Origin of the sequence: Candidatus Nitrosacidococcus sp. I8, from assembly GCF_945836005.1 — a bacterium.
Lineage (GTDB): Bacteria > Pseudomonadota > Gammaproteobacteria > Nitrosococcales > Nitrosococcaceae > Nitrosacidococcus.
This window is the reverse complement of sequence record NZ_OX241534.1, coordinates 783,912-798,064: the sequence shown is the minus strand read 5'-3', so window position 1 is coordinate 798,064 and position 14,153 is coordinate 783,912. Positions and strand designations below refer to the sequence as shown.

Below are 14,153 nucleotides of genomic sequence, written 5' to 3'. Positions count from 1 at the left end.
CTAACCTACTTATCAAGCCTCTATTTTATTTGTTTCTGATTCAAAAATTATCTTCTCTTAAATGCTGTCTATTCTAGATGTTAAATCTTTAGTCCAATCTTTACCTAAAAAAGCTGGCGATCATCGCCAATTTGGGCAAATTCATGGCAGCAGCTTTGGGCTAACGTTAGCAACCTGTATCGAAAATTATTCAAGTTTTATCATAGGGATTGTTCCAGATACTGCTACGGCAAGTAGGATCGGCGAAGAAATTAAATTCTATCTTAGTGAAAAATCACTACACCCAGTCATTTTTTTACCAGATTGGGAAACTCTGCCCTATGAAAACCTATCTCCCCATCAAGATATTATTTCTGAAAAATTGGAGACTCTATATCAGCTTCCACGTTTAACTCAAGGTATTCTGATTGTATCTATCACTACCTTAATGCAACTGCTTCCACCCCAAGAATACCTTGAGTCTCATAGTTTACTTATTAAAGCAGGGGATATAGTTTCTAGGGATAGCTGGCGCGATCAATTAGTACAGGGTGGGTATCGTCATGTAACACAAGTGATGGAACATAGCGAATTTGCTATTCGTGGCTCTATTATTGATATTTTTCCCACTGGAAGTAAAGTACCTTATCGAATAGATTTATTTGATGACACAGTAGATACTTTACGGAGTTTTAACCAAGAAACCCAGAAATCCCTTCAAATAGTCGATGAAATTCGTTTACTTCCTGCTAGAGAATTTCCTCTTACTAAAGAATCTATCCAATTGTTTCAAAAAAACCATGAAAATGCTTTTGGTCAATCCCAATATAGTTTAATTTATCAAGAAGTAAGCCAAGGAAATACTCCGCCCGGAATTGAATACTATTTTCCCTTTTTCCTTCGGGATACCAGTACTTTATTTGATTATCTGCCCCAAAATACCCTAGGTGTTATTTTAGGAGATATTCATAATGTTGCAGATAATTTTTGGCAAGAAATTAAAGATCGCTATGATCAGTATTCCCACAATATTGAGCGACCTATCCTAAATCCTCAACAGCTTTATCTTCAGCCCAATCAAGTTTTTGCCCAGCTTAAATCCTTACCTAGAATTAGCCTTCAATCCCAATCTTTAGAAGAAAAAATAGGTACGCAAAACTTTTTCACCCAACCCCTTCCTCAACTAAGTTCAAATATCCACACTGCCCAGCCTTTAAACGACTTAGAGCAATTTATTGCCACCTATCAAGGTCGAGTATTATTTATTGCCGAAACTATGGGGCGGAGGGAGACTCTTCTAGAGCTTTTAAAAGATATTCAGCTTACGCCTACTTACTTTAAGGATTGGCAACGATTTTTAGAAGCTAAAGACTCTCTAGGAATTACTGTCTTTCCCTTAGATCAGGGATTATTACTTGCTGATCCAGCGATTACCGTCATTACTGAATCTCAAATTTTTGGGGATCAGGCAATGCAAAGCCGGCGGAGGAAAAAACAATCTTCTGATAATGAAACAAATACCCTAGTTCGAGATTTAGTTGAGCTCACTCTAGGATCTCCAGTTGTTCATGAAGAACACGGAATTGGTCGCTATTTAGGGTTAGAAACTATTACCCTTGGCAAGGTAGCTACTGAATTTATGAGCTTGGAATATGCAGGAGGAGATAAACTCTATGTGCCTATTGCTTCCTTACATTTAATAAGCCGTTATACGGGTGCTTCTGCTGAACTTGCCCCATTCCATAAATTAGGATCAGGGCATTGGGAAAAAGCCAAGCGAAAAGCCAAAGAGCAAATTTCAGATATTGCCGCTAAATTACTGGCTATTTACGCCCAAAGAGCTGCTCGAACTAAAACACCTCTTCCTCCTTTAGATTCCCACTATACTGCTTTTGCCCGAGCTTTTCCCTTTGAGGAAACCCCAGATCAAACCCAAGCTATTGAAGCAGTGATTGGAGATTTAACTTCAGATAAACCTATGGATCGGTTGATTTGTGGAGATGTCGGTTTCGGCAAAACCGAAGTGGCAATGCGAGCAGCTTTTATCGTAGCTTATACAGGTAAACAAGTAGCGGTAGTTGTGCCCACTACTTTACTTGCGCAACAACATTATCAAAGTTTTAAAGATCGATTTGCCGGCTGGCCCATAAAAATTGAAGTAATTTCTCGCTTTGCCTCTCGCAAAGAACAAGAACAAATTATCCAGCAAGTAGCGGAAGGTAAAATTGATATTATCATCGGTACTCATAAACTCCTGCAAAAAGGAATTAGCTTTAATAACCTAGGTTTGGTAGTCATAGATGAGGAACATCGATTTGGAGTTCAACAGAAAGAACGGATGAAGGCTCTACGGGCAGAAGTAGATATTCTTACCTTAACTGCTACCCCTATCCCCCGTACTCTTCATTTATCCCTCTCTGGGATTCGGGATCTCTCCATTATTGCCACACCTCCTGCACGCCGTTTAGCAGTAAAAACTTTCGTCCAAGAATGGAATAATACCCAACTGAAAGAAGCTATTCTTCGAGAAATTAGACGAGGAGGGCAAGTATATTTTCTACACAATGAGGTAGAAACCATCCACAAAATGAATCAAAAGATTCAAGATTTACTTCCTGAAGCAAAAACTGGAATTGCCCATGGTCAAATGCCAGAGCGAGAGCTTGAGCAGGTTATGATCAATTTTTACCATGGTCGCTTTAATGTATTAATATGCACCACCATTATTGAAACTGGGATTGATATTCCTAATGCCAATACCATCATCATCCATCGGGCAGATAAATTTGGTCTTGCTCAACTTTACCAACTACGAGGTCGGGTGGGTCGCTCCCACCATCGGGCTTATGCTTATTTAATTATCCCACCCAAATCTGCAATCACTAAAGATGCGGTAAAGCGATTAGATGCTATTGAATCCTTAGAAGAATTAGGTACAGGCTTTACCTTAGCGACCCATGATATGGAAATTAGAGGGGCAGGAGAATTATTGGGTGAAGGACAAAGTGGGCAAATCCAAGAAATTGGCTTTAGCATGTATCATGAATTATTAGAAAGAGCAATTCAGAGCTTAAAATCTCATGGTACCCTAGATTTAGATCAAGCCTCTTTAAGTTATGGTGCTGAAATTAATTTACATACTTCCGCCTTAATTCCAGAAGATTTCTTACCCGATGTCCATACTCGTTTGGTACTTTACAAGCGGATTGCTGCCGCTAAAGCTATTGAGGATTTAAACGAAATTCAAGTAGAAATAATTGATCGCTTTGGGCTATTGCCCCCAGCAACTAAAACTCTATTTGCTATTAATGAGCTACGGCTAAAAGCCAATCAACTAGGAATTAGTAAAATAGATGCTCATAGCCAAGGAGGTCGAATTCATTTCAATTTAAACCCAACTATTGATCCAGTAGCGATTATTAATTTAATTCAGCAATATCCAGAGCATTACAAACTAGAAGGGCAAGAAAAACTCCTCTTTAAACAAGATCTACCTGATCCCGAATCTCGTCTTAAAGCACTTCATCATTTACTTGATACTTTAGCCATTAAGAAAACCTCCTCTATTTCTTTGCCATCTACTCAAAAATCTAAATCTAAGAAGAGTAAATCTCAACCTGCTTAAATTTTTCTAAAAAACTAGAGACTTAAATGTACTATACCCTAGGCTCATATAGATGGTGCTGAAAGCTAATAAACACTTGTCGTATCTGTGCAACATCACCTAATTTTGTAATCGCATCATTTATGCCACCATACTTAAGATTTAAAAGTGATGGTAACTTAGATTCAGCTAGCTCATCAACGCCTTGATTCATATATTGATCCAATACAAAGTTAATAAAAATTTGCTGGTTGCTATTATTTATCTCTCGCTGAATCTTAATACGAGCATAATCAGCACGTGTAATACGAGTTTGTGTACTGCTGGCAAAGGCAACATAGGCTAGTACATCGTATATATCACTCTCTTCAGCTTTAATAAGCTTTTGTATTTCCTTTAGGGATTCCATATTAAACCCCTTGTCTGCTAGATTTTCTAGCAGGCTTTTTCTAGTGCTTGGATCGCTCCATACTTCTCGCAGTTGATCTTCATCCTTAAAAAACTTTGGTAATATGCCAAATAAATTCTCTAAGAATTGTGCGGCTGATATAGGTTTTCCATCTGCACCCCAAAACGAAGTTGCCATCATGCTCTGAATTGTACGCTGTTTCCCATCTGCCAGCTTGATTTCCAATACTGACTGGTAGAGTGCAGGAGACTTTTCTTGAACTGTTAGCGGCTGTTGTTCCGCTGATGAATATAGAGTCTCAAACCTTAGCTTTGAATCCATCGATTTCGGCTCTAGCGGCTCTCCATCCCACTCTGAATCATTGAATAATGTATGTGCTTTTACAAAATCATAAACTGTAAAGTAATCTTTGCCCTCATAAAGCCGTGTACCACGTCCAATAATTTGTTTAAACTCAATTATTGAATTTATGGGACGTAATAACACAATATTGCGTATATTACGTGCATCTACACCAGTGGAAAGTTTTTGTGATGTTGTTAGGAGTGTAGGGATAGTTTTCTCATTATCCTGAAAATCTCGTAGCCACTGCTCACCTATGGCACCGTCATCTGCTGTGACTCGGTGGCAATAATTAGGATCATTGCTTCGGCTACATTGATTAATCAAGTCTCGAATCATCAGTGCATGTTCTTGATTAGCACAGAATACTAGCGTTTTTTCCTGTTGATTAATCAATTCCATGAACTTCTTGACACGGTACTCTTCACGCTCTTTGATCTTAATGGTACGATTAAAGTCTTTTTCTTCGTAACGTTTACCTTGTTCCACTTCACCTGAAATTACATCATCATCAGGCATATAGACATAATCATCTATCGTGGTGGCTATCTGCACTACCTTAAAGGGGGTGAGAAACCCATCCCTAATCCCATCCTTAAGTGAATATACATAAACTGGATCGCCAAAATAAGCATAAGTATCGGCATTAATAGTACGTTTAGGGGTCGCTGTGAGTCCTAACTGTACCGCAGGAGTAAAGTAGTTGAGAATATCTCGCCAGCTACTTTCATCATTTGCCCCTCCTCGGTGGCATTCATCAATAATGATGAGATCAAAAAAATCTGAAGCATACGCACCAAAATAGGGTGAGGGCTTGTTTTCTTCTGAAGGGCCACTCATGAAGGTCTGAAAAATCGTGAAAAAGATACTGCCATTTTTAGGTACACAGCCCTTTTTACGGATTTCTTCAGGGTTAATACGTATCAACCCACCCTCAGGAAACGCAGAAAAGGTATTGAATGCTTGATCAGCTAGAATATTACGATCAGTGAGAAATAAAATGCGTGGTCTTCGTGTAGGTTCAGCCCCTTCATGCTTCCAGTCTTTTAAATTCCAGCGACTGTGAAATAGTTTCCATGCAACCTGAAAAGCAATCGCTGTTTTGCCTGTGCCTGTAGCGAGCGCCAATAAAATACGGTTACGTCCATGGCTAATCGCTTCTAATACACGCCGGACTGCGATATTTTGGTAATAGCGTAACTGCCAACTCCCCCCTTTATCCTCAAAGGGTATAGCAGTAAACCGATCACACCAAACATTGGCTTGGGCAGAAGTAGCATCCCATAATTCCTGTGGACTAGGATAATGGGATATATCCCCTTCGCAACCTGTTTCCATATCCACTTGGTAAATTTTCTGCCCATTGGTGGCATAGGCAAAACGCACTGCTAAACGCTGGGCATAACCTTTAGCTTGTGCGAGTCCTTCCGTATACGGCTTGCTCCAAGCTTTTGCTTCAATCACTGCCAATTGGATATTACGATACACCAATACATAATCAGCAATTTCCACCCTACCACGCTTGCCTGCACCCTGTAATCGTCCTTGAGTAATAGAAAATTCACGTAAAATACGGCTCCCTTCTACTCTACCCCAGCCAGCAGTGACTAAGGCTGGATCAATATATTCCGCTCGGGTTTCTGCCTCATTCATAGTACCTTGGTAAGAGATGTATCGATGGATTTATTTGTGAGTGCACCTGTAAACGCTTGATGCAATAATGATTGTTTTAATTCTTCTAGAATAGCAAGTTTACGCTGGTAAAGAGATTGGAGGTGTTGGGTTTTTTCCTTTGTCTTCTCTAAAGATTGAACAATTTCAGCTTGTTTAAATATTTCAGGAAATGAAATATTTATTTGGGACAAAACACCTTGGTTTAAACTCTTAATATTTACACCGTTGCCGCCGCTAATCATTTCTTAGCGTACATTCTTTGATTTTAAGAAATGACATAAATAGGTAGGCAATATATCTTTAGAATTTAGTCGAGATCTAATTGTAAAGCCAGAATGAGTAACTCTTTCTGGTGTCTCTCCAACTAAAAGACAACGGCCAATCAAATTAAAATTACCATTAGATCTAACAAACACTATGTCATTTTCAACCAAAATGTCTGAATCAGGCACAATGCCATTTGGGATAATTGATTCAAAATCCTCGAATGGTGCCCAATAATGATTCTGAAAATCTTTTACACCTAACATTTTGATTGAAATTCCTTCACTTGATTTTGTAAAGTTAATTCCATTTCGGAATGTAGCAATTTTTCCAAGGAGTATAGTTTTCCACCCCTCACCCTGCTGGCTAAATACTGCCTCAAGCTGACTTTCAAATAACTCTTGTGCGTTTTTTAAATTCTTTTCCGTATTAGTCTGGGCTATAGCAATCGCCTCAAAGGCTTGATCTAAAATAGTAACAATGCAGTGTTGCTCGGGGAGAGGAGGAATAGGAAAATCAATGGCAAGAATCTGATTTGAAGAAATATGCTTTACAGTTGTAAAACTAGTTACTTTTTCAATAGCTTGAAGATATTTATTTATTCCATAGAAAAGAAATTTTGGTAAAAGTAAATCAGAAAATTCTTGCAATCGGCAAACTCGCTGATTCAGTAATGATGGCTTTCCATACCACTCATAACAACCAAATTCCCCATCCATACCAATTAGGAGATCACCCTTATAAACAATATACTTTTTTTCATAAATGCCATTAAATTTTGTCCTAGTTTCATAACCTGATTTAAGACTACGAATCCGTATGATAGGTATTCCTTCAGAAGGATTGAAAAGCTTGGAATCGAACGCATAACCATTCTGTATAGTCAGAACGTTAGCTAATTGCCTAGTTACTCACCCCTTATTCACTCTACCAATGCTCCAATCCCTGCTAACACCTTCATTGTTTCCTTATCTAGAGTCGCTATTTCTTCTAATATTTCTTGGGGTGAGCGTAAGCCAGATTCTGGCGTAGCATTAGGATTTCTGACTGAGAGATCGTAGCTTTCAGTATTAATATCTGTAGTATCTATAGTCCAGCTTTTAGCAGAATCAGTAAAAGTTTTTTGTAGATCAATAAATTCAGCTAGATCATCGTCATTGAGTGGATTAGTTTTACCAAGGCTACGCCCGGGATCAAGTTGGTAGTACCATATTTTCTGGGTTTGGGTACCTTTTTCAAAGAAAAGTACTACGGTTTTTACCCCTGCTCCCTGAAAAGTTTTGCTAGGACAATCTAGTATTGTATGAAGATTACAGGTCTGTAGCAGCTCCTTACGTAGCGATATGCTGGCGTTATCCGTATTACTTAGAAAGGTATTTTTGATGACAATGGCTGCTCGCCCTCCTGTCTTGACGGATTTTATAAAATGCTGCAGAAAGAGAAAGGCAGTTTCCCCTGTTTTGATTGGAAAATTCTGCTGTATTTCTTTACGTTCTTTACCACCGAAAGGTGGATTTGCTAAGATGACATCAAAACGATCTTTTTCCTGAATGCCAGTGATATTATCTGCTAAGGTATTGGTGCGAGTAATATTGGGGGCTTCAATGCCATGGAGAATCATATTCATGATCCCAATCACATAGGCAAGGCTCTTCTTTTCTTTACCATAGAAGGTATGGGTTTGCAGCGTATCTAAATCACTTGTGGATAAATTAGGTTTTCCACGTAGATATTCATAGGTTTCACATAAAAATCCAGCCGATCCACAAGCACCATCATAGATATGCTCCCCCACTTGAGGCTGAATTACTTGAATCATGGCGCGGATTAATGGGCGTGGTGTGTAGTACTCACCCCCATTTCTTCCGGCATTACCCATATTCTTAATTTTATCTTCGTATAAATGGGAAAGTTCGTGCTTTTCAGTTTGTAACCCAAAGCGTAAGGTATCTATATAATCAATAACATCACGTAGGATATAGCCATTTTCAATCTTGTTTTTAATTCCATTGAAGATTTCACCCATTTTGTATTCAATGGTGTTGGCATTGGTAGCACGTTGATGAAAATCTGCTAGATAGGGAAAGAGTTTATTATTGATAAATTCAATCAAATCATCACCAGTGGTAATAGCATCATGATTTGGTTTGCCATCGGCTGTCTTAGGTGCAGCCCAAGTATTCCAGCGATAAGAATCTTCTAGGATAAAATGATAGGATTTACCTTCTAGTGCTGCCTCGGTAGCTTTATTAATTTCTAATTCATCTAGGTATTTTAGGAATAATAGCCAAGAGGACTGTTCAGCATAATCCAATTCACTAGAACAACCCTCATCTTTTCGTAGGGAATCATCAATGTTCTTAAAAGTTTGTTCAAACATGGAGCGTTGATCCATCCATTATGGATCCTAAAAAGTATTCTATTGCCACCTTTATATAGTGCGTGCAGTAGAATCCAATTTAGGATAAATACTCAGTTTTTTGGTAAGAATGAATATAAGAATGAATAATTGATTCTTAAAATAATTATCTAAAGCAAAGAATATTAAAAATGCCGTGCAATCCCTTTACCGAGCATAATGACAGTAATTATTTGGGCATCTACTAATAAAGAGGCAGGTGCCACACGCCAAGAAAGGGCGTGTCTCATGATAGTAATGTTGACTAGAATACGCCAAAGCAGTAGAGGTAAGGTTAAAAAAATCATGATGGCATCTTGGGGCTGATCACTGGGAAAAGGAATGGTGCCTAACACATATTCTGCAATGACTTCTGCAAGGCTAATTAAGGTACCTACACTAGCCAGACCGATTAAAGTTTGTTGGATTTTATCCCGCATATCTTTGATGGATAAAGGTGCAACTACCATGAGGGCAAGTAAGGATATATCAAATAGGGCGATAAATAAGGATCCTAAAATAGAATAATGAAATTGTGCTATCCAAAAACGGCAGAGGGTATAGCAGCCTATACTCACCCAAAATATTCTTGAAGAGACGGGTAAATTTTGTGCCCCAGTGTCTCGCTGACAGATAGCGATAAGTTCCTTACCAAAACCAACGATATTTAAGCCCATGTGCGATCGTACCTATAATCAAGTAAAATAAAATGAATATAATTTGATTTAAGTGAGATCTATGGAAATTCTACTCAATGGTAAACCCCATCAAATCCCCGAAAATTGCTTACTCTCTGATCTAGTGATACATCTTAATCTTCAGGGAAAACGAATTGCCATAGAAGTCAATCAAGCTATTGTACCCCATAGCCAATATCTTCATTATACTTTGCATGGGGGTGATAAGATAGAAATAGTACAGGCCATTGGTGGTGGTTAGGATATATATAGTTGGTAACTGTCTCATGCTTATTAGTATAAATAAACTTGTGGTACATCATTATGAGTAACCTTGATTCTCCTTTAGTTATTGCAGAAAAGACTTATCAATCTAGGCTATTAGTAGGCACAGGAAAATACAAAGATCTGGCAGAAACAAAAGCGGCTATTGAAGCCAGTGGGGCTGAGATTATTACCATTGCGGTACGCCGTAGTAATATTGGGCAAAATAAAGATGAGCCTAATTTATTAGATGCTATCCCCCAAAATGTCTATACCCTGCTTCCTAATACGGCAGGATGCTATAGTGCAGAGGAGGCAGTGCGTACCTGCCGGTTAGCTCGAGAACTCCTTGATGATCATCGGTTAGTAAAACTAGAAGTACTCGGGGATAAAAATACTCTTTATCCTGATTTAAAAGAAACTTACAAAGCGGCAGAAACCCTCATTAAAGAAGATTTTCAAGTGATGGTTTATACTAACGATGACCCTATTGCAGCAAGGTATTTAGAAAAAATGGGCTGTGTGGCAGTCATGCCTTTAGCTGCCCCCATTGGATCTGGACTAGGAATCAGAAATCCCTATAACATTTTAGAGATTGTACAAAATGCTTCAGTGCCTATTTTAGTAGATGCTGGGGTAGGCACAGCATCAGATGCTGCGATTGCAATGGAGATGGGTTGCGATGGGGTATTGATGAACACCGCTATTGCAGGGGCAAAATATCCCACATTGATGGCTTCTGCTATGAAAAAAGCGATAGAAGCAGGTCGAGAAGCTTATCTCGCAGGGCGTATTCCTAGAAAACGCTATGCCAATGCTTCCTCTCCTACTGAAGGATTATTTTTTTAGTGAGTTTAATTATTTGATTAATCAACTTATTATAGGATCAAGTGCTATTTTACAGGGATTGCATTTGATTCATCGCCCTGGATTGCGGCGTTATGTGTATATTCCTTTTACCATTAACCTTGTTTTCTTTGGTCTTTTTGTTTGGCTAGGAGTCACTTATTTTAGTGATTTGATGAATTCTTTTCTTCCGCAAGAGAGCTGGATTACTTGGCTACATTGGCTACTGTGGCCTTTATTTGCTATTGCAATAGGGTTGTTTTTTTTCTTTTCCTTTTCCATGAGCACCAATCTTATTGGTGCTCCTTTTAATAGCTTGCTGGCTAAAGCCGTTGAACAGCAACTAACCCATACACCTGTAGATGAATTAGCTACCCCTTGGCAAGGATTAGCTAAAGAGGGGTTTCAGGCAATAAAATCAGAAATCAATAAAATAGGTTATTTTCTTTCTCGAGCTATTCCTTTTCTTATCTTATTTTTAATTCCGGGCATTAATATTATTGCCCCTTTTTTATGGTTTGGCTTTAATGGTTGGATGTTAGCACTAGAATACTTAGATTATCCCATGGGTAACCATGGAATTTTTTTTACAGAACAACGAGATAGACTACGTCAGTTTAGAGGACTAGGGTTAGGATTTGGCGTAAGTGTGGTGTTGATGAATAGTATCCCTTTAATCAATTTCCTTGCAATGCCCACTGCAGTGGCTAGTGCTACCCTATTGTGGGTAAGGTATTTAAATCCTAGAGATTGAAATTATAGACTATTTAAAAGTTAGTTAAAATTTTATACACAACATTTATCTTCGTCACAGCCTTTATTTTCATGCTTTTCTTTAGATTTTACATGATCAGCAGCTTGGCTATTATGCTGGGCAGCAGCGATTTTAGCTTCATGGACTAAAAGAGCAATTTCTGCCCCAACCTGCATATCTTCATCCCGACCAAAACTATGTTTACGAATATAGCCTTGATGATCGATGAGTATTAAACTCGGTGTTCCTTGCATATTATAAGTACGCATCGTATAAGGTAGTCCTTGCTTTCCATCGGGTTGATCTACGCCGATGGGAAAAGTATAGCGGTATTCATGAATAAACGCCTCAAGTGCTTCTGGTGTCATTACATTGTGATGTTCAAATACCGTATGTAGCCCAATGACTGTCACATCATTTTCATCGAACAAGTTAGTGATTTTCTGAGTTTGAGGTAATCCATGAATCACGCAGCCGGGGCAAAGCATTTGAAAAGAATGAAGTACAATGACTTTTCCTTTAAGACCAGCTACACTCAAAGGTTGAGGAGTATTAAACCATTGAGATACCTGCCATTCAGGCGCAGGTAAAATTCCGCTTGCACGCATATATTTCTCCAGTAAGCTATACTAAAATTCATTTAGTACCCATTATAATAGGTATTAACGTGTAATGAGCTTAAAATTAGGAGAGATTTATGAATAATCCTTTAGATACTGTCACTGGTACGATTATTTCTGGAATTGTCTTAGCACTGGTACTTGTTGCAGTAATTAAAGTGCTGGCTAGTTAACATTTTTATTGGTGAATAATCATTATGGACTCTATATTAGTTTTAGATCGGTGGTTACATTTTCTTGCAGGAATTACTTGGATAGGATTACTTTATTACTTTAATTTAGTCCAAACTCAAGCAGTAGCGGCTGCTAATAATGACTCACAAGGACCAGGTCCTGCAGCCATTAGTAAATATGTGGCACCTAGGGCACTATTTTTCTTTAGATGGTCTGCACTTGTGACTTGGCTTTCTGGGTTAATTTACCTAGAAACTGCACCTCAATATAGTATTCATGGTGCTTTTACTCTTGGAGTAGGTGCCCATAACCTTGCTTTAACTACTATAGGCATGGGTGCTTGGCTAGGTACGATCATGCTCTTTAATGTTTGGGTACTGATTTGGCCTAATCAGAAGAAATTGCTGGGCTTTGTAGAAGCCACTCCAGAGAAAAAAAAGAAAGCAGCCAGAGTGGCATTCCTTGCCTCTCGGACTAATACTATGCTTTCTTTACCGATGTTGTTATTCATGGGAGGAGCTTCCCATGGGTTACTATTCTAGTCATCTTTGCATTTGTGTTTAGATTTTTACCTGGAGTTATCCTTAGTCAAGCAACCGCAGTAATTCTGACGGTTGCTTTTCTAAACACCCAAGAAATTTCATGGATATGGATGCTGTATGCTTCTTTAGCTTTAATTATTAGCATTTTAGTTGCTTTTTGGTTTAACTCTATTGCTGCCCATCTTAAAAAAGATGCACTCGCCAAAGCAAAAGAAGGCCTCTCTCAAGAGCGAGAACGAATACTCCTTTCAACCGCAGAAGAGAAAAACCGAGTATTTGAACAAACTCATCGCCAGATTATGAAAGAGACAGGGCGTGCCCACGCCAAAGCTAATTTTAAATCGGGTGCAATTATTACCGGCGTGGTTGGTTTAGGGGTAGGATTATTCTCTCTTCAAATGGTGACAGGACTCATCGCTTTGCTAGCTACTGGAGGAGCAGCAACTGCTGGCTATATAGTGTATAGAAAAAGGGGAAATCTATTACCTCATTTTAAAAACAACCAAGCAAAAATTATAGAGCATGATAGATCTGGAGATTCGCAAAAAATTATTGATTTAGATCCTGCTATAACTAATTCTGAATCAGATTTTAAAGCTACTAAATAATACTTTTAACTTGTTTTTTATTATATTCTAATACCTGTAGTGCAATTAATGCAGGAATCCCTAAAATAATATCCCGTAATCGCTTAACGATAGATAAAGCTAGCCCCATTTCAGGAGCAATACCGAATAAGGAACTTAGAATCATATATCCTCCTTCCTGAACACCATAAGCACCGGGTACCATTGCCCCCGCACTCCGAATTGCTTGACCTAAACTCTCTAAAATAATCGCTTGAGTGAAACTGGTAGGCACCCCAGCAAAATGCAGAATAAACCATATTTCAAAAGATCCTAAAAACCAAGCAATGAAGTGTATATAAATGCAGGTTAGGATAGCCTTTGGATTACGGTAAAACCCTTGAATATTATTATGTAGCCCTTTAAGAGCATTTGAAATTGAGAAACGCTTTGTAATCCAAGAAAAAAAACGTTCTACAGAAAGCAACGCACCACTTTTTTGTATTAAGATAAATATAAATATACTAAATATAAGCACTGTTAATCCAATTAAAATCCATTTAACAATTTGCCCATGATACCCGCTATGTATTAATAATCCTAACCCTAATAAGGTAAATACGATATGACTTATTGCTTCTGCAGTTAAATCAACAATTGCACTGGCACTGGCATCACTGCTTTTTAACCCCCTTAAGGTTAATAATCTAGCACCAATAAAAGTACCACCAATAGCGACTACCATAGGTATTAAATTATCCATTGCCTCCCTTATCCATCTAGCATGGACAAATGCAGGTATAGAAGGAGACCAAGAATTGTGAAACAAAACCCTCCAAGCTATTCCAGAGAAGATAATTTGAAGAATATGAGTCATAACGACTGCAAGGATACCTTTCCATCCTACAGATAAGATTGCTTGGATGACATTATCTAAACCTTGTTGTGTGATAAGCCATATTGCTAGGGTTATTCCTGCAATAGTAATCAGTAGTATGCTTAGACGCATATCGAAATTTTTTAAAGTTTAAAGAAAATAA

At 38.3% G+C, this 14,153-nt stretch carries 12 protein-coding genes and 1 pseudogene; 6 read left to right on the top strand and 7 right to left on the bottom strand.

Annotation, left to right across the window (positions count from 1 at the left end; all coding sequences use genetic code 11):
• Nucleotides 1-61: 61 nt before the first annotated feature.
• Complete coding sequence (gene mfd, locus OOL07_RS03930) at nt 62-3,604, top strand: transcription-repair coupling factor (RefSeq protein WP_264695109.1); 3,543 nt, start codon at nt 62-64, stop codon at nt 3,602-3,604.
• A 31-nt stretch (nt 3,605-3,635) separates the two neighbouring features.
• Here mfd and hsdR read toward each other — a convergent pair whose 3' ends face one another.
• From hsdR to OOL07_RS03905, 5 genes and pseudogenes are all read right to left on the bottom strand, one after another.
• The gene (hsdR, locus tag OOL07_RS03925) at nt 3,636-5,987 is read right to left on the bottom strand and encodes an EcoAI/FtnUII family type I restriction enzme subunit R (protein ID WP_264695108.1); all 2,352 of its coding nucleotides are present in this window, start codon (nt 5,985-5,987) and stop codon (nt 3,636-3,638) included.
• Nucleotides 5,984-6,199, bottom strand: a complete 216-nt coding sequence (locus OOL07_RS03920) for a restriction endonuclease subunit S domain-containing protein (RefSeq protein ID WP_264695107.1) — start codon at nt 6,197-6,199, stop codon at nt 5,984-5,986. Before OOL07_RS03920 ends, hsdR begins: the two co-directional genes overlap by 4 nt.
• A gap of 54 nt (nt 6,200-6,253) precedes the next feature.
• Nucleotides 6,254-7,168 (bottom strand): annotated as a pseudogene (locus OOL07_RS03915) (restriction endonuclease subunit S); the annotation flags it as partial.
• A 26-nt stretch (nt 7,169-7,194) separates the two neighbouring features.
• Nucleotides 7,195-8,652 (bottom strand): class I SAM-dependent DNA methyltransferase, encoded by a 1,458-nt coding sequence (locus OOL07_RS03910; RefSeq protein WP_264696329.1) that lies wholly within the window; start codon nt 8,650-8,652, stop codon nt 7,195-7,197.
• A 164-nt stretch (nt 8,653-8,816) separates the two neighbouring features.
• The gene (locus OOL07_RS03905; RefSeq protein WP_264695106.1) at nt 8,817-9,347 is read right to left on the bottom strand and encodes a hypothetical protein; all 531 of its coding nucleotides are present in this window, start codon (nt 9,345-9,347) and stop codon (nt 8,817-8,819) included.
• A gap of 61 nt (nt 9,348-9,408) precedes the next feature.
• Between OOL07_RS03905 and thiS the strand changes: the two genes are divergently transcribed.
• The 3 genes from thiS (at nt 9,409) to cysZ (ending at nt 11,211) form a co-directional block, all read left to right on the top strand.
• A complete protein-coding gene (thiS, locus tag OOL07_RS03900) occupies nt 9,409-9,609 on the top strand; it encodes a sulfur carrier protein ThiS (RefSeq protein WP_264695105.1) in 201 nt (66 codons plus the stop codon).
• 62 nt (nt 9,610-9,671) lie between these two features.
• On the top strand, nt 9,672-10,460 hold the full coding sequence (locus OOL07_RS03895) for a thiazole synthase (RefSeq protein ID WP_264695104.1): 789 nt from the start codon (nt 9,672-9,674) through the stop codon (nt 10,458-10,460).
• A gap of 13 nt (nt 10,461-10,473) precedes the next feature.
• Nucleotides 10,474-11,211 (top strand): sulfate transporter CysZ, encoded by a 738-nt coding sequence (gene cysZ / locus OOL07_RS03890; RefSeq protein WP_264695103.1) that lies wholly within the window; start codon nt 10,474-10,476, stop codon nt 11,209-11,211.
• Nucleotides 11,212-11,243: 32 nt separating this feature from the next.
• Here cysZ and OOL07_RS03885 read toward each other — a convergent pair whose 3' ends face one another.
• Nucleotides 11,244-11,819, bottom strand: coding sequence for a peroxiredoxin family protein (locus OOL07_RS03885; RefSeq protein WP_264695102.1), 576 nt, complete (start codon nt 11,817-11,819; stop codon nt 11,244-11,246).
• Nucleotides 11,820-12,028: 209 nt separating this feature from the next.
• Here OOL07_RS03885 and OOL07_RS03880 point away from each other — a divergent pair, with 209 nt between their 5' ends.
• Nucleotides 12,029-12,547, top strand: coding sequence for a urate hydroxylase PuuD (locus tag OOL07_RS03880; protein ID WP_264695101.1), 519 nt, complete (start codon nt 12,029-12,031; stop codon nt 12,545-12,547).
• A gap of 14 nt (nt 12,548-12,561) precedes the next feature.
• The gene (locus tag OOL07_RS03875; protein ID WP_264695100.1) at nt 12,562-13,155 is read left to right on the top strand and encodes a hypothetical protein; all 594 of its coding nucleotides are present in this window, start codon (nt 12,562-12,564) and stop codon (nt 13,153-13,155) included.
• Here OOL07_RS03875 and OOL07_RS03870 read toward each other — a convergent pair.
• Nucleotides 13,148-14,122, bottom strand: coding sequence for a flippase-like domain-containing protein (locus OOL07_RS03870; protein WP_264695099.1), 975 nt, complete (start codon nt 14,120-14,122; stop codon nt 13,148-13,150). The genes OOL07_RS03875 and OOL07_RS03870 overlap by 8 nt on opposite strands.
• Nucleotides 14,123-14,153 lie beyond the last annotated feature (31 nt).

Coding starts and splice junctions, on each gene's coding strand:
- OOL07_RS03905 (WP_264695106.1), bottom strand. CDS start 9,347: ATGGGCTTAAATATCGTTGGTTTTGGTAAGGAACTTATCGCTATCTGT.
- OOL07_RS03880 (WP_264695101.1), top strand. CDS start 12,029: ATGGACTCTATATTAGTTTTAGATCGGTGGTTACATTTTCTTGCAGGA.
- hsdR (WP_264695108.1), bottom strand. CDS start 5,987: ATGAATGAGGCAGAAACCCGAGCGGAATATATTGATCCAGCCTTAGTC.
- OOL07_RS03870 (WP_264695099.1), bottom strand. CDS start 14,122: ATGCGTCTAAGCATACTACTGATTACTATTGCAGGAATAACCCTAGCA.
- OOL07_RS03895 (WP_264695104.1), top strand. CDS start 9,672: ATGAGTAACCTTGATTCTCCTTTAGTTATTGCAGAAAAGACTTATCAA.
- mfd (WP_264695109.1), top strand. CDS start 62: ATGCTGTCTATTCTAGATGTTAAATCTTTAGTCCAATCTTTACCTAAA.
- thiS (WP_264695105.1), top strand. CDS start 9,409: ATGGAAATTCTACTCAATGGTAAACCCCATCAAATCCCCGAAAATTGC.
- OOL07_RS03885 (WP_264695102.1), bottom strand. CDS start 11,819: ATGCGTGCAAGCGGAATTTTACCTGCGCCTGAATGGCAGGTATCTCAA.
- OOL07_RS03910 (WP_264696329.1), bottom strand. CDS start 8,652: ATGTTTGAACAAACTTTTAAGAACATTGATGATTCCCTACGAAAAGAT.